This window comes from Streptomyces brevispora, assembly GCF_007829885.1.
GTDB lineage: Bacteria > Actinomycetota > Actinomycetes > Streptomycetales > Streptomycetaceae > Streptomyces > Streptomyces brevispora.
In genome coordinates this window covers 4,939,988-4,957,356 of sequence record NZ_VIWW01000001.1, presented here as the reverse complement: position 1 = coordinate 4,957,356, position 17,369 = coordinate 4,939,988, and the positions used below count along the sequence as shown (strand labels likewise).

Annotated in this window: 17 protein-coding genes; 4 read left to right on the top strand and 13 right to left on the bottom strand. The window is 71.0% G+C overall.

The window, feature by feature from the left end:
• Positions 1-149 precede the first annotated feature (149 nt).
• Complete coding sequence (locus FHX80_RS23020) at positions 150-1,322, bottom strand: AI-2E family transporter (RefSeq protein ID WP_145767446.1); 1,173 nt, start codon at positions 1,320-1,322, stop codon at positions 150-152.
• Positions 1,323-1,506: 184 nt separating this feature from the next.
• Positions 1,507-1,701, bottom strand: coding sequence for a DUF3046 domain-containing protein (locus FHX80_RS23015; RefSeq protein WP_073737752.1), 195 nt, complete (start codon positions 1,699-1,701; stop codon positions 1,507-1,509).
• A 79-nt stretch (positions 1,702-1,780) separates the two neighbouring features.
• On the opposite strand from FHX80_RS23015, the gene FHX80_RS23010 reads away from it, so the two are divergent.
• On the top strand, positions 1,781-2,695 hold the full coding sequence (locus FHX80_RS23010) for a hypothetical protein (protein ID WP_145765928.1): 915 nt from the start codon (positions 1,781-1,783) through the stop codon (positions 2,693-2,695).
• Between the two features lie 164 nt (positions 2,696-2,859).
• Here the strand turns inward: FHX80_RS23010 and FHX80_RS23005 are convergent, their stop codons facing one another.
• Genes FHX80_RS23005 through FHX80_RS22995 form a run of 3 tightly spaced genes read right to left on the bottom strand, consistent with a single transcriptional unit; the run spans position 2,860 to position 4,881 of the window.
• Complete coding sequence (locus FHX80_RS23005; protein ID WP_145765926.1) at positions 2,860-3,165, bottom strand: AzlD domain-containing protein; 306 nt, start codon at positions 3,163-3,165, stop codon at positions 2,860-2,862.
• Positions 3,162-4,007: an AzlC family ABC transporter permease gene (locus FHX80_RS23000; protein WP_425281693.1), complete on the bottom strand. Its 846-nt coding sequence runs from the start codon at positions 4,005-4,007 to the stop codon at positions 3,162-3,164. The genes FHX80_RS23005 and FHX80_RS23000 overlap by 4 nt, the downstream gene beginning before the upstream one ends.
• Before the next feature lie 10 nt (positions 4,008-4,017).
• Positions 4,018-4,881: an AraC family transcriptional regulator gene (locus FHX80_RS22995; RefSeq protein WP_145765925.1), complete on the bottom strand. Its 864-nt coding sequence runs from the start codon at positions 4,879-4,881 to the stop codon at positions 4,018-4,020.
• A gap of 137 nt (positions 4,882-5,018) precedes the next feature.
• Here FHX80_RS22995 and FHX80_RS22990 point away from each other — a divergent pair, with 137 nt between their 5' ends.
• From FHX80_RS22990 to FHX80_RS22980, 3 genes are all read left to right on the top strand, one after another.
• Positions 5,019-9,692 carry an Lhr family helicase gene (locus FHX80_RS22990; RefSeq protein ID WP_145765924.1) on the top strand — a complete coding sequence of 1,558 codons (4,674 nt, stop codon included), beginning with the start codon at positions 5,019-5,021 and terminating at the stop codon, positions 9,690-9,692.
• 226 nt (positions 9,693-9,918) lie between these two features.
• A complete protein-coding gene (locus tag FHX80_RS22985; protein ID WP_145765923.1) occupies positions 9,919-10,770 on the top strand; it encodes a DNA-formamidopyrimidine glycosylase family protein in 852 nt (283 codons plus the stop codon).
• 36 nt (positions 10,771-10,806) lie between these two features.
• Positions 10,807-11,571 (top strand): SDR family NAD(P)-dependent oxidoreductase, encoded by a 765-nt coding sequence (locus FHX80_RS22980; protein ID WP_145765922.1) that lies wholly within the window; start codon positions 10,807-10,809, stop codon positions 11,569-11,571.
• On the opposite strand, the gene FHX80_RS22975 is transcribed toward FHX80_RS22980, so the two are convergent.
• The 8 genes from FHX80_RS22975 to FHX80_RS22940 form a co-directional block, all read right to left on the bottom strand.
• On the bottom strand, positions 11,519-11,818 hold the full coding sequence (locus FHX80_RS22975; RefSeq protein ID WP_145765921.1) for a hypothetical protein: 300 nt from the start codon (positions 11,816-11,818) through the stop codon (positions 11,519-11,521). The genes FHX80_RS22980 and FHX80_RS22975 overlap by 53 nt on opposite strands.
• A 174-nt stretch (positions 11,819-11,992) precedes the next feature.
• Positions 11,993-12,187: a CsbD family protein gene (locus FHX80_RS22970; RefSeq protein ID WP_145765920.1), complete on the bottom strand. Its 195-nt coding sequence runs from the start codon at positions 12,185-12,187 to the stop codon at positions 11,993-11,995.
• Positions 12,188-12,293: 106 nt separating this feature from the next.
• Positions 12,294-12,764 (bottom strand): Dps family protein, encoded by a 471-nt coding sequence (locus FHX80_RS22965; protein ID WP_145765919.1) that lies wholly within the window; start codon positions 12,762-12,764, stop codon positions 12,294-12,296.
• A 288-nt stretch (positions 12,765-13,052) separates the two neighbouring features.
• Positions 13,053-13,436, bottom strand: a complete 384-nt coding sequence (locus tag FHX80_RS22960) for a helix-turn-helix domain-containing protein (protein ID WP_123462700.1) — start codon at positions 13,434-13,436, stop codon at positions 13,053-13,055.
• A gap of 109 nt (positions 13,437-13,545) precedes the next feature.
• On the bottom strand, positions 13,546-14,055 hold the full coding sequence (locus FHX80_RS22955) for a CinA family protein (protein ID WP_145765918.1): 510 nt from the start codon (positions 14,053-14,055) through the stop codon (positions 13,546-13,548).
• Complete coding sequence (gene pgsA, locus FHX80_RS22950; RefSeq protein ID WP_145765917.1) at positions 14,052-14,840, bottom strand: CDP-diacylglycerol--glycerol-3-phosphate 3-phosphatidyltransferase; 789 nt, start codon at positions 14,838-14,840, stop codon at positions 14,052-14,054. The genes FHX80_RS22955 and pgsA overlap by 4 nt, the downstream gene beginning before the upstream one ends.
• On the bottom strand, positions 14,837-16,315 hold the full coding sequence (rimO, locus tag FHX80_RS22945; protein WP_145765916.1) for a 30S ribosomal protein S12 methylthiotransferase RimO: 1,479 nt from the start codon (positions 16,313-16,315) through the stop codon (positions 14,837-14,839). Before rimO ends, pgsA begins: the two co-directional genes overlap by 4 nt.
• A gap of 133 nt (positions 16,316-16,448) precedes the next feature.
• A complete protein-coding gene (locus FHX80_RS22940; protein WP_145765915.1) occupies positions 16,449-17,249 on the bottom strand; it encodes a helix-turn-helix domain-containing protein in 801 nt (266 codons plus the stop codon).
• Between the last annotated feature and the right edge of the window lie 120 nt (positions 17,250-17,369).

Below are 17,369 nucleotides of genomic sequence, written 5' to 3'. Positions count from 1 at the left end.
CCCCAGGGTAGCTCCCCAGGATCGGGCACAACGGAGCAAAGGTCACATGCCAGCCACCATGCCCGATCCCGTCCGGACAGGGGCATCGCCGACCGGAAGCGTCTCCCGCTCCTCACCGGGGACCCGTGTCTCAGGAGCACAGCTGCCGGTCAGGAGCGCGGCGGCCGGTTCTGCGGCTCCTCGTCCGCCCCCTGCGTCCCGCCGTCGCCCTCCGGGGCATACCAGAGCCGGCGCACCCGCGCCGACAGCGCTTCGCCGCGCTGCCACTGGTGCCGGCCCTGCACCCGTGGGTCGTCCGTGACGTCGTACCGCTTCACATAGGCGCCGAGGAAGGCCTGCAGCGTGGCCACGGCCGGGATGGCGATCAGCGCGCCGACGGCGCCCATCAGTGCCGTACCCGCGATCACCGAGCCGAAGGCGACCGCCGGGTGGATGTCCACGGTCCTGGCGGTCAGCTTGGGCTGCAGCACGTAGTTCTCGAACTGCTGGTACACCACGACGAACCCGAGGACCCAGAGTGCGTACCAGGGGTTGACGGTGAAGGCGATCAGCATCGGCAGGGCGCCCGCCAGATAGGTGCCGATCGTGGGGATGAACTGCGACACGAGCCCGACCCAGACCGCGAGCGCCGGCGCGTACGGCACACCCAGTGCCGCCAGCAGGACGTAGTGCGCGATTCCGGAGACGAGCGCCATCAGGCCGCGCGAGTAGAGATACCCACCGGTCTTGGCGACCGCGATCTCCCAGGCCCGCAGCACCTCGGCCTGGCGGGACGGCGGGAGAACGGAGCACAGCCCGCGGCGCAGCCGGGGTCCGTCGGCTGCGAAGTAGAAGGAGAACAGGAAGATCGTCAGCAGTCGGAACAGGCCGCCGAGGACTGTGGTCGACACGTCGAGCACGCCGGACGCACTGTTCTGGACGTACTTCTGCAACCAGTCGGAGTGCAGCAGGCTGTCCTGCACCTCGACCCGGGAGAGCTCGGTGTGGAAGGTCTGGTTGACCCAGTTGATCACCGAGTCGAGGTACTTGGGGAACTCGTCGACCATGTCGACGATCTGGCCCGCGAGCATCGAGCCGAGCATCACGACGAAACCGACGCTCGCGATCAGCACGGCGAGGAAGACCAGGAAGGTGGCGAGGCCACGGCGCATGCCGGCGGCCGACATACGGCTCACCGCGGGCTCGATGGCGAGCGCAAGGAAGAAGGCGATCAGCACATTGATCAGCAGACCGATGAGCTGGTCGAACGCCCAGCTCCCGAGTCGGAAGCAGGCGTAGAGCGCCAGGGCCAGCACCATCGCACGCGGGAGCCAGGCGGGCATGCGGACCGGCCCGGAGCCGGACGGCGGGGCCGGTGGCTCGGCCTGCGTGACGGGCGGAATGCCGGGCGGCTGAATCTGAGCGGTCTCGTCTGTCGGTGCCACGGAGCCAGTCTCGCCTACGGCTGCGACACGCTGTCGCGCACCCCGGGCAACCGACCTCCGCCGCAAGGTGCTGAGCCGTGCGTCAGCGCTTGTCCGCGGGGATGCCGACCGCCGTGCAGACTCCGCGCCAGACGTCCTTGGCCTCCCAGCCGGCGGCCAGCGCCTCATGCACCGTGCGTCCGCCGAGCTCGGCCATCACATGATCGCGCGCGAAGGAGTCGGCGTAGCCCGCGCCGAAGTGGTCCGCCATCCGTTCCCAGAAAATCGTCAACCGCATGCCCTCAGTATCCCGCCCTTGAGAGTGCAGCCGGGCTGCCTGCCCTTACCGAGAGCGCCATCCGTCCTACGGTCGGTCCATGGCTGGAACCGGAGAAAGTCCCCTCAACCGTGCCGAGCAGTTCATCTGGCTCACGGCCCGTGTCCTCGAACAGCGGCGGTTCGCCCATCACTTCCTGAAAGGAAGTGCGGATGCCGTGGAGACGGCGCTCGCCGCCTACCTCAATGAGGACGGCGGGTACGGACACGCGCTCGAACCCGATCTGCGCGGCCCCGTCAGCCAGCCACTGCACACGGCCCACGCGCTGAGCGTCCTCGACTCCATCGACCGTTGCAACGGTCTCCGGGTGGAGCGGATCTGCCGTTTCCTGACCGACGTGTCCACAAAGGAGGGGGCGCTGCCCGCTCTCCTTCCCTCGCAACGCGGCTATCCGGCCGCGCCGTTCATCCCGATCGTCGACGACCCGCCGGCCGAGCTGCTGGCCACCGGTCCCGTCGTCGGACTGCTGCACCGCAACGCGGTGTGGCATGCCTGGCTGTTTCGGGCCACCGACTTCTGCTGGGCGGCCGTCGACGCCCTGCGGGTGTCGCATCCGTACGAGATCGAGGCAGCCGTCGCCTTTCTCGACGGTGCCCCCGACCGGTCGCGGGCCGAGGCAGCCGCCGATCGTCTGGGGCGCCTGGTACGCGAGCAGCGGCTCGCCGTGCTGGATCCGGAGCAGCGTGCGGAGTACCCGGTGGCGGCCGGTTACGCGCCCGGCGAGCAGCACTTCCCGTACGACTACGCCCGTGTCCCCGAGTCGCTCGCCCGCCGATGGTTCACCGATGCGGAGATGGATCTGTCGCTGGACCACCTGGCGGCCGGGCAGGAGGCGGACGGCGGCTGGCCGGTGACCTGGCGGCAATGGGCGCCGGGGACCGCGCTGGAGGGACGGCCCCTGGTGACGCTCAGGGCGTTGCAGACGTTACGCGCGCACGGGCGCGGCCTCGGCTGACACGGGCCCTCGGCCGGTGCGGTGGGCCTCGGTCTCCCCGGCCGGTGCCGTGCGACAGCACGGCCGCATGGGTAAGGGGCTCGGTCCATATGGACCGAGCCCCTTACCCATGTCTCGGCACACAGGTCCGTCCACAGGTCTCCGTACGCGCGTGTTCGTGTGCTTCAGCCGAGGGCGCGGACTCCGGCGGTGACGACCACGGCAGCGCCCACCACCACGAGGAAGGGTGCGCGCAGGACGAGCGCGAGCGCCGCCGCGGCGAGGCCCGCGGCCCTGGCGTCCAGGACCAGTTGCTGCCCGTCGCCGAAGGTCTGCTGCGCGGTCAGGGCGGCCAGAAGGGCCACCGGCAGCAGCGCGGCGAGGCGCTGTACGAGGGGGCGCTCCAGGGCTCCGGCGGGCACCAGAAGGCCGAGGAGCTTGGCGAGGTAGCAGCCGACGGTGGTCAGTGAGATGGCGATCCAGACGTTCATCGGTCGTCCTCCGACGTGATCGTGCGCGTGTCCTTCGCGACCTTCGCGACCTTCGTGTCCTTCGCGTGCTTCTCGTCCTTCGCGTGCTTCTCGTCCTTGGGCACCGGGCCCATACCGCGTCCCATCACAAAGAGGACGACGGGCGCCGCGAGCGCGGACACCAGTACGGGCACCCCTGCGGGCAGTACCGGCAGCAGGCCGAGGGCGAGGACGACCGCGAGCCCTGCGGTGACGCGCTGCGTCGTGGTCTTCAGCATCGGCGCGAGCAGAGCGAGGAAGACGGCGGGACTGGCCGCGTCCAGCCCCCAGGCGTCGGTGTCACCGAGCGCCTCGGCACCCAGGGCCCCGACCAGCGTGGTGAGGTTCCACAGCACATAGAGCGTGAGCCCGGTGACGGTGAAACCGATCCGGGCGGCCCTCCGGGTGGGCTGGGGCAGCGTCACGGCTGTCGTCTCGTCGATGACCCAGTGGGCGGCGAAGGGACGTACCGCACGCGGGAGGGCGAGCAGCTGCGACAGCCGCAGGCCGTAGAACGAGTTGCGTACGCCGAGGAAGAAGGCACCGGCGGCCGCGGTGTACGGATTGCCGCCCGCGGCGAGGGCGCCCACCAGGGCGAACTGGGAGGCGCCGGTGAAGACGAGGAGGCTGAGCGCGCAGGTCTGCAGCAGGCTCAGTCCGGAGCCGGCCGAGGTGACGCCGAAGGCGAAGCCGGAGAGTCCGACGGCTATGCCGACACCGAGCGCGTCACGCACGACGGCCGCGTCCGGCTTGGCATCGGCGGTGATCACACTGCCGTCGGCCGGTTCGCCGGCTCTCTGAAGGGGTGCTGTCTGTTCTGCCACGTCCGGAACGCTACTCGGGCGGTTCAGGGCCGGTCTTGTACGTTCTTGCACGTTCACGCTGGTAGGCGCCCGGTGGCACGCCCACAATCCGGGTGAAATGACGGTTGAGATGCGGCTGGTCGGTGAAGCCGACCTCGGCTGCCGCGACCGCGGGAGCCGTGCCCGCGTCGAGCATCCGGCGCGCACGCCGGACCCGGGCGTCGGTGAGCCAGGTGTGCGGCGGCATTCCGTACTGCTTCTTGAAGGCTCTCAGCAGGGCGAACGGGCTCGTGCCCAGCTCGGTGGCCAGTGCCTCCAGCGTGGGCGGACCGGCCATCCTGCTCTCCAGTACGGCACGGGCACGCGCCGCGTCCCGTGCGCCCGCCGCCCGCGGCCCGGGGGTGGGAAGCGCGCCGCCGTGCCGGGTGAGCAGGCGCGTGACCATGACCCGCAGCAGACTGTCCGCGGCGAGTGCGTTGCCCTCTTCCGCCGCGCGGTGGACCTCGCCGATCAGCCGGGCCGCGTACAGATCGACCACGCCGGTCTCCGTGAAGCCGACCGTGCCGCGCAGGCTCGTCGTGTCGGCCGCGATGTCGTTGATCACCTGGGCGGACGGGTAGAGCGTGGCGTACACCCACCCCTCCGGGACCCCGGCGCGGGCGGTGTGCGGCACCTCCGGGTTGATCATGACGACGGTGCCGGGACCCGCGTGGACGGTGCCGCCGGGCAGCCCCACGTCCTCGACCCCGTGGCTGATGGTGCCGAGCACATAGCCCTCGTGGCTGTGACGGGGGAAGGCGTGGCGGACGTAGCGGGCCCGCAGCAGGTCGAGGTCGGGCAGTTCGGCGTACTGCCAGTACCTCGCCCACTCCCCCGGTCCCGCAGTTTCCGCCATACCCGGAATTCTCGCAGCTCGCGGCGGAGGCCACCGGTCCTGGCCCCGGCCTTCGAAGCCGGCCGGAGCGGGTGGCCCGGCCCCGCCGCAGGGCGGCGTCACGGCCGTTGTCAGTGGCGGGGTGCACGATGGGGAGCATGACCGGCTCCGCACTCGATTCGTTCTCCGCCGCGACCCGCAGCTGGTTCACGGGGGCCTTCAGCGCGCCGACAGCCGCGCAGGAAGGCGCCTGGCGGGCGATCGGCGCCGGATCGGACGTGCTGGTCGTCGCGCCGACCGGATCGGGCAAGACGCTGGCCGCCTTCCTCGCCGCCCTGGACCAGCTGACGGTGGTGCCACCGCCCGCCGAGGCGAAGAAGCGCTGCCGGGTGCTGTACGTATCGCCGCTGAAGGCCCTCGCGGTCGATGTGGAGCGCAACCTCCGCTCCCCGCTCACCGGCATCCGCCAGGAGTCGGTGCGCCTCGGACTGCCCGAGCCCGAGGTACGGGTGGGGATCCGCTCGGGCGACACCCCGCCCGCCGAGCGCCGGTCGATGGCGACCAGGCCGCCGGACATCCTGATCACCACCCCCGAGTCCCTGTTCCTGATGCTGACCTCCGCGGCCCGGGAGGCGCTTGCGGGCATCGAGACGGTGATCCTGGACGAGGTGCACGCCGTCGCGGGCACCAAGCGAGGCGCCCATCTCGCCCTGTCGCTGGAGCGTCTTGACGAGCTGCTGCCGCGGCCGGCCCGCCGGATCGGCCTGTCCGCCACGGTCCGTCCGGTCGACGAAGTGGCACGGTTCCTCTCCCCGCAGCGGAAGGTGGAGATCGTCCAGCCGCCGTCCACCAAGCAGTTCGATCTGTCGGTGGTCGTGCCCGTCGAGGATCTGGGCGAGCTCGGCGGCTCCCCCGCCGCCGACACGGACACCGCGGGCCAGGCGGACAAGCCGTCGATCTGGCCGCATGTGGAGGAGCGGATCGCCGATCTCGTCCAGGCGCACCGTTCCACCATCGTCTTCGCCAACTCCCGCCGTCTCGCCGAGCGGCTCTGCAACCGGCTCAATGAGATCGCGTACGAGCGGGCCACCGGCGAGACGATGCCGGAGGCCCACTCACCCGCCGAGATCATGGCCGAGTCGGGGGCGACGAAGGGCGCGCCCGCTCTGCTCGCGCGGGCACACCACGGATCGGTCTCCAAGGAGCAGCGCGCCCAGGTCGAGGAGGACCTCAAAGCGGGCAGGCTGCCCGCGGTGGTCGCCACCTCCAGCCTGGAGCTGGGTATCGACATGGGCGCGGTCGACCTGGTGATCCAGGTGGAGTCACCGCCGTCGGTCGCCTCCGGGCTGCAGCGGGTCGGCCGTGCCGGACACCAGGTGGGCGCGGTGTCCACCGGGGTCGTCTTCCCGAAGTACCGCGGTGACCTGGTGCAGGCCGCGGTGGTCACCGAACGGATGCGCGAGGGCTCCATCGAGGCGCTCCGGATCCCTTCCAATCCGTTGGACGTACTGGCCCAGCAGCTGGTCGCGATGGTCGCTCTGGACAGCTGGCAGGTGGACGACCTGCTGGCCGTGACCCGCCGGGCCGCCCCTTTCGCCTCGCTTCCCGAGTCGGCGTTCACCGCCGTACTGGACATGCTGGCCGGCCGCTATCCGTCCGACGCCTTCGCCGAACTGCGCCCGCGCGTGGTCTGGGACCGCGTCGCGGGTACGGTCACGGGCCGTCCCGGCGCCCAACGGCTCGCCGTCACCTCCGGTGGCACCATCCCCGACCGCGGACTCTTCGGGGTCTTCCTCGCGGGCACCGACCCCAAGAAGGGTGGCGGCCGGGTCGGTGAGCTGGACGAGGAGATGGTGTACGAGTCCCGGGTCGGCGATGTCTTCACGCTGGGCACCACGTCCTGGCGGATCGAGGACATCACCCGCGACCGGGTCCTGGTGACGCCCGCGCCCGGCGTCCCCGGACGGCTGCCGTTCTGGAAGGGCGACCAGCTGGGCCGCCCGCTGGAGCTGGGCCGCGCCCTGGGCGCCTTCCTCCGCGAACTCGGAGGGCTGTCCCCCGAGGACTCCCGGCAACGGCTGCGGGCCGCGGGCCTGGACACCTGGGCCGTGGACAACGTGCTGTCGTACATCGACGAGCAGCGCCGGGCCTGTGGTCACGTACCGGACGACCGGACGATCCTCGTCGAGCGTTTCCGCGATGAGCTGGGCGACTGGCGCGTCGTGGTGCACTCCCCGTTCGGTGCCCAGGTGCACGCCCCGTGGGCGCTCGCGCTCAGCGCCCGCCTCGCCGAGCGGTACGGCATGGACGCGCAGGTCATGCATGCCGACGACGGCATCGTCCTCAGGCTGCCGGACGCCGACATGATGGGCCTTGACCTCCTGGACTTCGGCCCGGTGGAATCGGACCGGGCCCCCGAATCCGGCGGCCGGGCACCGGCCCCGCTGTCGAACGCCGCCCACGACAGCGATCAGCCCCCCGTCGGCGCCGCCGACGTGACCTTCGATCAGGGCGAGATCGGGCAGATCGTCACCGACCAGGTCGGCGGTTCCGCCCTGTTCGCCTCCCGGTTCCGCGAGTGCGCGGCCCGGGCGCTGCTGCTCCCTCGGCGCAGCCCCGGCAAGCGCACACCGCTGTGGCAGCAACGGCAGCGGGCCGCCCAGCTCCTCCAGGTCGCCTCCGAGTTCGGCTCGTTCCCCATCGTTCTCGAAGCGGTCCGCGAATGCCTCCAGGACGTCTTCGACGTCCCCGGGCTCACGGAAGTGATGAGCGATCTGGAAGCACGCCGGATCCGCCTGGTCGAGGTGACGACCCAGGAGCCCTCGCCGTTCGCTCGCTCCCTCCTGTTCGGCTACGTCGCACAGTTCCTGTACGAGGGCGACTCCCCCCTTGCCGAGCGGCGGGCCGCCGCGCTCTCCCTCGACTCCCATCTCCTGGCTGAGCTGCTGGGCCAGGCGGAGCTGCGCGAGCTGCTCGACGCCGACGTCCTGACCGAGCTGGAGCAGGAGCTCCAGTGGCTGTCCGAGGACCGCCGGATCAAGGACATCGAAGGCGTCGCCGATCTGCTGCGGGTCCTCGGACCGCTCACCGCAGCGGAGTTGGCCGAGCGCGGGGCCGAATCACCGTGGGCGCAGGAGCTGGCATCGGCCCGCCGGGCCATCCCGGTCCGGATCGGCGGCGGCGAGCACTGGGCGGCGATCGAGGACGCGGGACGGCTGCGCGACGCGCTGGGCACGGCGCTTCCGGTCGGCGTCCCGGAGGCGTTCACCGAACCGGTGAAGGACCCGCTCGGCGACCTCCTCGCCCGCTACGCCCGTACGCACGGCCCGTTCACCTCCACGGCGGCCGCCGCCCGCTTCGGCCTCGGGACCGCCGTCACCGACGGTGCGCTGCAACGGCTGGCGGCCTCCGGCCGGATCGTCCAGGGAGAGTTCCACCCCGCGGGCATCGGCCAGGAGTGGTGCGACGCCACGGTGCTGCGACGGCTGCGGCGCCGCTCGCTCGCCGCGCTCCGACATGAGCTGGAACCCGTCCCGCCCGCCGCCCTCGCGGGCTTCCTGCCCCCATGGCAGCATCTCGGCAGCAACAGCCTCCGCGGAATCGACGGACTGGCCCGTGCCATCGAGCAGTTGCAGGGCGCTCCTGTCCCCGCCTCGGCCCTGGAGAAGCTGGTCCTGCCCGGCCGTGTCACCGACTACTCCACCGCGCTCCTCGACGAACTCACCACCACCGGCGAGGTCGTGTGGGCCGGTGCGGGCGCCCTCCCCGGCAAGGATGGCTGGCTCTCCCTCTACCTGGCCGACAGCGCGCCCCTGCTGCTGGCTCCTCCGCGCCCGCTCGAACTCAGCGCACTGCACGAATCCGTACTCACCGCGCTGACCGGCGGATACGGGCTCTTCTTCCGCCAGATCGCCGATCAGGTCCGGGCCACCACTCACCCGGACTGCACCGATACGCAACTGGCGGACGCCCTCTGGGACCTCACTTGGTCGGGCCGGCTCACCAACGACACGCTCGCACCGCTGCGTTCGCTCCTCGGCTCGGGGCGCACCGCCGGATCGACCGCGCACCGCGCCAGACGCAACGTCCCGCGCGGCCGTTACGGGTCGCTGACCGCCGCGGCCCGTCCGGCCTCGCGCACCGGCCCGCCCACGGTGTCGGGCCGCTGGTCCCTGCTGCCTGCCGTCGAGCCGGACCCCACGCACCGGGCCCACGCCCTGGCCCGCACCCTCCTGGACCGGCACGGTGTGGTGACCCGCGGCGCGGTCCAGGCCGAGGGTGTCGAGGGCGGCTTCTCCGCCGCGTACCGCGTGCTGTCCGCCTTCGAGGACAACGGCCAGGCGCGCCGCGGCTACGTCGTGGAGGGACTGGGCGCTGCGCAGTTCGCCATGGACGGCGCGGTCGACCGGCTCCGCGCGGCCTCCACCGCCCGCGACCGCACGGAACCGGGCGCGGCCCCCCGTGCTCTGGTCCTCGCCGCGGCCGACCCGGCCAACGCCTACGGTGCGGCGCTGCCCTGGCCCGAGCCACCGGACGGGGCCGGGCACAAGCCCGGCCGCAAGGCGGGCTCCCTCGTGGTCCTGGTCGACGGCGAACTGACGCTGTACATGGAGCGCGGCGGGAAGACGCTACTGGCCTGGCCGACCGATCCGGACGACCCCGCCCTCCGGGCGGCCGCGGCAGCCCTGGCCGCCGCCGCCCGCGCCGGAGCCCTCGGCACGGTGACGGTGGAACGCACCAACGGTGCCTCGGCACTGACCTCGCCGCTGGGCCGCACGCTGGAGTCGGCCGGCTTCCTCGCCACCCCGAGGGGCCTCCGCCTCCGCGCGTGACCACGCAATGCCCACGCCCAGTCCCGCACCCGCCTCCGCGCGTGACCACGCAACGCCCACGCCCAGTCCCGCACCCGGGCTGCCCCACAGGCACCGGCCCCACGCCCAGTCCAGCACCCGCAGTCGCTTACTCACAGGCACCGGCCCCGCACCCGGCCCGCCTCGGCCTCACCGGCGCCGCGCCCAGGACCCCGCCCGGACCGTTCATCCCGCGCATCATGGAGGTATGCCCGAAGGAGACACCGTCCTGCGGACCGCCAGGCGTCTGCACCACGCGCTCGCCGGTCAGGTCCTCACCAGGTCCGACCTGCGCGTCCCCCGGTTCGCCACCGCCGACCTCACCGGCCGGGCCGTGCTCGACGTCATCCCGCGCGGCAAACATCTGCTGGCCCGTGTCGAGGGCGGCCTGACCCTCCACAGCCATCTACGGATGGACGGCGCCTGGCTGATCTACGGCCCTGACGAGCGCTGGCGTGGCGGCCCCACGCACCAGATCCGCGCCGTACTCGCCAACACCGCGCACACAGCCGTCGGCTACCGCCTCCCGGTCCTCGAACTCCTGCGTACCGCGGACGAGGACAAGGCTGTCGGCCACCTCGGCCCCGACCTTCTGGGCCCCGACTGGGACGCCGGCACCGCATTGCGCAATCTGCTCGCCGACCCCGCCCGCCCCCTCGGCCAGGCCCTGCTGGACCAGCGCAACCTGGCCGGCATCGGCAACGTCTACAAGGCCGAGCTCTGTTTCCTGGCCCGCGCCACCCCCTGGCTCCCCATCGGCGACCTGCCCGCCGCCACGGCCGCCCTGCTGGTGAGCACAGCCCACCAACTCCTCGAAGCCAACCGCGACCGCCCGGTCCGCATCACCACCACCGGCGCAAAGCCCCGCATCATCACCGGCGCACACCGGCGCACCGCCCCCGGTCAGATGTCCCGCGCCGGCCGCCCGCGCGAGAATCTCTGGGTCTACGGCAGAACCCGCCGCCCCTGCCTCCGCTGCGGAACGCCAATCCGTACGGCGGAGCAGGACACCCGCCCCGCCTACTGGTGTCCGCGCTGCCAATCCGGCCCCACCCCATAGTTGACGATCCGTCAGATTCGGTCGTACGGTCCGGACATGCCCCTCACCGCGTACGACCTCACCGGCCGCTCCGCGTTCGTCACCGGCGCGGCCGGTGGCATAGGCCGCGCCTGCGCCGTCCTCCTGGCGGACGCCGGCGCCACCGTCCACTGCGCCGATCTCGACGAGAAGGGCCTCCTGGAGACCCTGGACCTGATCACCGCGAGGGGTGGCGAAGCCCACACGCACCCGCTGGATGTCACCGACCGCAACCAGGTCCGGGCCGCCGTCGCGACCTCCGGAGACCTGGACATCCTGGCCGCCGTAGCCGGGATCATGCACACGAGCAGCGTCCTGGAGACTGCGGACGAGGACCTCGACCGCGTGCTCTCGGTCAACTTCAAGGGCGTTCTGTACGCCTGCCAGGAAGTGGCCCGCTCCATGATCGCCCGCGATGTCCCCGGATCGCTGATCACCATGGCCTCGGGCGCTGTCGACTCCGCGAGCCGCGGGCTGCTCTGCTACAGCGCCGCCAAGGCGGCGGTGGTCCAGCTGACCAAGACCCTGGCGACCGAACTGGGGCCGCACGCCATTCGGGTCAACGCCGTCGCCCCCGGCTGGATCCGCACCCCTATGACCGCCCGCCACGACGCGGAGCAGCAGCACCGGGCGGAAGTCGCGATGGCCCGGATTTCGCCGCTGGGAAGGGTCGGGGAGCCCGTTGACGTGGCGCACACGGTTCTGCATCTGGCGTCCGACGCATCGGCCTTCATGACGGGTCAGATCCTCCGTCCGAACGGCGGCGTCGCCATGCCCTGGTAGCACACCAGGACCGGCCCTCGTCCCGCACAGCCGCGGCACACCGCCGCAGCAGGCCGGTGCCCGCGTCGAAGATCCCGGTCGGCCTGGCGGTCGCGGCCACATGCACCGGCAGGAGGCTCAGCCCCCAGCCGCCCGCCGCCACCGCTCCCTCGACCACCCCGGCGTGCGCCGGCTCCAGCACCAGCCGCAGCACGGCCCACCACCACACACCGCCGAGAACGAGCGCCGGTACCCATCGCCGCACCATGGCTGCCTCCTCCGGGCGAACCTAGTCCGGCCCGATCACCCGGCGGGAGAGCGCACCGGTGCAGTACCGGCGCGCACGGCGCGGTCGCACACCCTGGCAGTCTCACCCGGCGCCATCGGGGCCGCGTCCAGAGCGGAGCCCCCACCGCTTCGGGTGGGGGCTCCGCGTCGGCCATCAGCTCTTGTCGTCGCCGGTCAGGGAGTCCTTGATCCCCTTGGTGTGCTCCTTGGCATCGCCCATGGCGCCCTTGGCCTTGCCCTTCGCCTGGTCTGTCTTGCCCTCGGTCTCCTTGCGGCGGTCACCGGTCATCTTGCCCATGGTCTCCTTGGCCTTGCCGGTGATCTTGTCCTTCGCGCCTTCGTCGGTCATTGCGACTCCTCGAATGGGGTGAACCGACAGCTGCCCGAACGTGGGCAGGCCGGGGGGGAAGACCGGTCCGGTGCAGAGGCACCCGGCCGGGTGAAACGGATGCAGCTCAGGCGCTCTCCGCCTGGAACATCCAGGCGTGCTTCTCAAGATCGGCGGTCAGCGTGATCAGGATGTCCTGGCTGACCGGATCGGGTTCGCCGGTCACCTCGATCCGCTCCCGCATCCGGCCGATCACCACTCCGAGGGCGTCGACCAGAGTCCGGACCGCGTCGACGTCCTTGACCCAGCCCTCGGGCACGGAGGCGATGGCCGTGGTCCTGGCGATCGTCCCCGACCGCCCGTCCGGGTTGACGCCCAGCGCGGAGGCCCGTTCGGCAACCGTGTCGGAGTGCTGGCGGGCGGTGTCGACGACCTCGTCGAGCTGAAGGTGCACGGACCTGAAGCGCGGACCCACCACGTTCCAGTGGACCTGCTTCGCCACCAGAGAGAGGTCCACGAGGTCCACCAGGGCACCCTGGAGCGCACCACCGACGGACTTGAGGTCGGCCTCGGAAAGCGGGCTCTTCACTACAGACATGCACTTCTCCGATCTGATATCCGTTCCGTTCAGCACCACCCACGATGGCACAAACGAAGCAAAACGGTCATCCGGGGAAAGGGCTGCGCACGATCGTTCCCCGGTCTCACCGGGATCGTTCCCCGGTCTCACACAGAGCGCCTGCCCGCCACAGCCCTGCCGACACACAGAAATCCCGGCCCGTCCCTTGACACGCAGAAATCCTGGCCCGCCCCCTGACGCGCAGAAGCCCCGGTCCGCCCCCTGAGGGGAGGACCGGGGCTCCGGTTTCAGACCGAACCGAGCGGGTCAGGCGGCGACGACATCCACCGCTTCCGCAGGCGCCTTGATGGTCACCCGTCCCGTCGGTACACCAGCCACCGACGAAACAGAGACGGAATTGAGCCTGGGGCGCACCGGTACGGGTACCGGATCACTGGCTGCTGCCGATTCGGCCAGTTCAGCCAGCGACAAATCATCGCTCACTTCACGCATGAGCTCGGACATCCGTACGTCAAGCGCGTCGCAAATGGCGGAGAGCAGTTCGGAGGATGCCTCCTTCTGCCCCCGCTCCACCTCGGAGAGATAGCCGAGCGAAACTCGGGCGGACGAGGAGACTTCGCGCAGAGTACGGCCTTGGCGCTGGCGCTGCCGACGCAGCACGTCACCAAGCAGGCGACGGAGCAGAATCATCGGTGGCTCCCTCCTCGGACCGCGTAGCCGCATCCTTCACGCCCCACCGTACCGCCTAGCGCTGCGGCCGTGCGGGGAGCGATGTCGTGTTCACTCAGGGCTGCAAACATCAATTCCCCCCGATCTGTTCCGTATCCTGTGCGCTCGCGTACCCGCCGAGTTCGCCGGAGAGCAGATCGAGCACGCTCCGTACGCTCTCATTACGGATGTCCGCTCGTCCGCCGTACAACCGCAGCGTGGCTACTTTCGCCGCTCCCCGAGGCCCGCAGACTGCGACGAAGACCGTTCCCACGGGCCGGCCGTCCTGCGGCTCGGGGCCCGCGACGCCGGTGGTCGCAAGTCCCCAGTCCGCTCCGAGTACCCGGCGCACGCCCGCGGCCATCTGGGAGGCGACCTCGGGGTCCACTGCACCACGCGATGCCAGAAGGGCCGGATCCACACCCAGGACTTCACTCTTCAGGGGGGTCGCGTAGGCCGTCACGGAGCCGCGGAAGGAGTGCGAGGCACCAGGTACGGACGTCAACTCGGCCGCGACCAGGCCGCCGGTCAACGACTCGGCGACGGCGAGGGTCTCACCCCGCTCGACGAGCCGTCGAAGCACCCGGGCCGCGGCTGTCACCGCTCGGCCTCCGCCGCACCGCGGGCCTCTGAGGTCCTCGCCGCGCCACGGGCCTCTGAACTCCCGGAGATCCGATCCGGGCCCTCGGCGCCACCCGGAGCCTCCGCGGCCGCCTCGACGGCTTCCTGGGCCGCCGCCGACCGCTCCGCCGCCAGCCCCTGCCGTCGCAGCACGACTGCCTGACGCACATAGTCCAGACCGGAGACAACCGTCAGCACGACGGCCACCGCCATCACCCAGAACCGCAGTGTCGCCAGGGGTCCGGTCAGCGCCAGGACGTACATCCCGACGGCGATCCCCTGAGACAGCGTCTTCATCTTCCCGCCGCGGCTGGCCGGGATCACGCCGTGTCTGATCACCCAGAACCGCAGCACGGTGATGCCGAGCTCACGGAAGAGGATCACGCCGGTGACCCACCAGGGCAGATCACCGAGGTACGACAGGCAGATCAGCGCCGCACCCATGATCGCCTTGTCGGCGATCGGGTCGGCGATCTTCCCGAAGTCGGTGACCAGGTTGTACGTACGCGCCAGATGCCCGTCGAACAGGTCGGTGATCATCGCGACGGCGAAGGCCGCCCAGGCGAAGGAACGCCATGCCGGGTCGTATCCGCCGTTGTGGAGCAGCAGCACGACGAAGCCGGGGACCAGCACCAGCCGCGCCATGGTGAGGAGATTGGCGATGTTCCACAGACTGGCCTGGTTGACGGCCGCAGTGCCCAGCTTCCCGCCGCGGACCGGCGTCGCGCCGGTGCCACCTGTCGCGGATGCCGGCGCTCCGGTCATCTGGCCACCTCCGCAAACTCGCGGCATTCGGCCACCAGGTCCACGCCCTCGGTGCCCACTGCCGTTGCCTCGACCATACGGCCCGGGACAAGCCCCTCGCGTGCGGTGAAGAGCACCTGGCCATCCGTTTCGGGTGCCTGGTGCGCCGCGCGGCCCACGGCGCGCGACTCGTCCTCGGTCGCCTCGACCGACTCGACCAGCACCTGGAGCGTCTCCCCAACGCGTTCCTCGGCGCGCTGGGACGTCAGCTCCTCGGCCAGCTGTGAGATGTGCGCGAGCCGCTCCGCGATGGTGTCGGCGTCCAGCTTGTTCTCGTAGCCGACCGCCTCGGTGCCGTCCTCGTCGGAGTAGCCGAAGACGCCGATGGCGTCGAGACGCGCACCGGTGAGGAACCGTTCCAGCTCCGCCAGGTCGGCCTCGGTCTCGCCAGGGAAGCCCACGATGAAGTTGGACCGGGCACCGGCCTGCGGCGCCTTGCTCCGGATGGTGTCCAGAAGCTCCAGGAAGCTGTCGGTGTCGCCGAACCGGCGCATCGCCCGCAGCACGCCGGGGGCCGAGTGCTGGAAGGAGAGGTCGAAGTAGGGCGCGACCTTCGGCGTCGAGGTAAGTACGTCGATCAGACCGGGCCGCATCTCGGCGGGCTGCAGATAGCTGACCCGGATGCGTTCGATCCCGTCGACGTCCGCGAGCTCCGGCAGCAGCGTCTCCAGCAGCCGGATGTCACCGAGGTCCTTGCCGTACGAGGTGTTGTTCTCGGAGACCAGCATGACCTCCTTCACGCCCTGCTCGGCCAGCCACCTGGTCTCGCCCAGGACGTCCGAGGGCCGTCGCGAGATGAAGGAACCGCGGAAGGACGGGATCGCGCAGAAGGAGCAGCGGCGGTCGCAGCCGGAGGCCAGCTTCACCGAGGCGACGGGGCTGGTGCCGAGCCGGCGGCGCAGGGGTGCCCGCGGGCCGGAAACCGGTGCGACTCCCTCCGGGAGGTCGGCGGGGGCCGGTGCTGCCTCCTGGGCGTGGCCGGGCAGGGCCACGACGGCGTCCTGGCGCTCGGCCGGGCTGATCGGCAGCAGTTTGCGGCGGTCCCGCGGGGTGTGCGAGGCGTGGATGCCGCCGTTGAGGATGGTCTGGAGGCGGTCCGAGATGTCTGCGTAGTCGTCGAATCCGAGGACTCCGTCCGCTTCCGGCAGGGCCTCGGCGAGGTCCTTGCCGTAGCGCTCGGCCATGCAGCCGACGGCGACGACGGCCTGGGTCCGGCCGTGGTCCTTCAGATCATTGGCTTCGAGCAGGGCATCGACGGAGTCCTTCTTGGCGGCCTCGACGAATCCACAGGTGTTGACCACGGCGACATCGGCATCGGAGGCATCCTCGACGAGCTCCCAGCCGTCCGCTGCCAAGCGGCCTGCGAGCTCCTCCGAGTCCACCTCGTTACGGGCGCAGCCAAGAGTGACAAGGGCGACGGTACGGCGTTCGGGCATGGGCTCAAGACTACTTTGTCCCGGCACTGGCCCCACCGCGCAGGTTCCGCAGTCACGGGGAGTGACAAAGCGGCGAGCGCCCGGCGCGATGGCCGGGCGCTCGCCGCAGTGTGCGAACCGTGAAGTGCTGTGGTCAGCCGACCTCGGGGTCACCCTTGGTGTACGAGAGCCGCTCGACCTGACCGGGCTGGAACTGGTCCTCGACCTTCTTGCCGTTGACGAAGAGCTCGATCGACCCGGCGTTGCCGAGGACGAGGTCGACCCGCTCCTTGTCCTGGAACGTCTTCGACTGGCCCTGCTGGAGCAGCCCGTCGAAGAGCAGCCGGCCGTTGTGGTCCTTTGCGGAGATCCAGCTCTTGCCCTGACTGGCGCTGAGCTTGACCGTCACCTTGTCCTGCGGCGCCGCGGCAATGGCGCTGTCGGAGGGAGCCGGCTTGGGATCGGTGGGCTTGCTGGCCGCCGGTTTGGGGGTGGTCTTGGCGGAGGTCGGGCCTTCTGCGACCTGGCCGGCGGTCGGGGAGTCGTCGCTGCCCTTGAAGAACGTGAAGCCGACGAACCCGACCACGGCGACGATGGCCGCGACCATGGCCGCGGTCCAGTTGGGCCGCCTGGGGTCGGAACGGATCCGCTCGGCCTCGAACAGCGGAGCCGCAGGCGTGGGCGCGGGACGGCCGCCGTGCTCGGCGTCGTACTGCGCAACCAGCGGTTCCGGATCGATGCCGCCGGACCGTGCCAGCGTACGGATATGGCCGCGCGCATACACGTCGCCGCCGCAGCGGGAGAAGTCGTCCGCCTCGATCGCGTGCACGATGGGAATGCGCACCCGGGTGGACGTGCTGATCTCTTCGACCGTGAGACCTGCGGCGATTCGAGCCTGCTGGAGCACTCGACCGATCGAAGGCCGGTCGTCTTCGGGGGAGTTGCCGATGGACACGGGGGTGCCTTTCGAGCGTGAGCCACCTGCTGGATGTTCAGTCTAGGGGGGGTGAGAAAGGGTGGGGCAACCGGGAGGGAGGACTTTGTACGCCATCAGATTCGAACAGAGCCGGATTCT

Coding starts and splice junctions, on each gene's coding strand:
- FHX80_RS22970 (WP_145765920.1), bottom strand. CDS start 12,187: ATGACCGACGAAGGCGCGAAGGACAAGATCACCGGCAAGGCCAAGGAG.
- FHX80_RS22995 (WP_145765925.1), bottom strand. CDS start 4,881: ATGGCGGAAACTGCGGGACCGGGGGAGTGGGCGAGGTACTGGCAGTAC.
- FHX80_RS23015 (WP_073737752.1), bottom strand. CDS start 1,701: ATGCGGTTGACGATTTTCTGGGAACGGATGGCGGACCACTTCGGCGCG.
- FHX80_RS22980 (WP_145765922.1), top strand. CDS start 10,807: ATGCCCCTCACCGCGTACGACCTCACCGGCCGCTCCGCGTTCGTCACC.
- pgsA (WP_145765917.1), bottom strand. CDS start 14,840: ATGACCGGAGCGCCGGCATCCGCGACAGGTGGCACCGGCGCGACGCCG.
- rimO (WP_145765916.1), bottom strand. CDS start 16,315: ATGCCCGAACGCCGTACCGTCGCCCTTGTCACTCTTGGCTGCGCCCGT.
- FHX80_RS22985 (WP_145765923.1), top strand. CDS start 9,919: ATGCCCGAAGGAGACACCGTCCTGCGGACCGCCAGGCGTCTGCACCAC.
- FHX80_RS22990 (WP_145765924.1), top strand. CDS start 5,019: ATGACCGGCTCCGCACTCGATTCGTTCTCCGCCGCGACCCGCAGCTGG.
- FHX80_RS23010 (WP_145765928.1), top strand. CDS start 1,781: ATGGCTGGAACCGGAGAAAGTCCCCTCAACCGTGCCGAGCAGTTCATC.
- FHX80_RS22975 (WP_145765921.1), bottom strand. CDS start 11,818: ATGGTGCGGCGATGGGTACCGGCGCTCGTTCTCGGCGGTGTGTGGTGG.
- FHX80_RS22965 (WP_145765919.1), bottom strand. CDS start 12,764: ATGTCTGTAGTGAAGAGCCCGCTTTCCGAGGCCGACCTCAAGTCCGTC.
- FHX80_RS23005 (WP_145765926.1), bottom strand. CDS start 3,165: ATGAACGTCTGGATCGCCATCTCACTGACCACCGTCGGCTGCTACCTC.
- FHX80_RS22960 (WP_123462700.1), bottom strand. CDS start 13,436: ATGATTCTGCTCCGTCGCCTGCTTGGTGACGTGCTGCGTCGGCAGCGC.
- FHX80_RS23020 (WP_145767446.1), bottom strand. CDS start 1,322: ATGCCCGCCTGGCTCCCGCGTGCGATGGTGCTGGCCCTGGCGCTCTAC.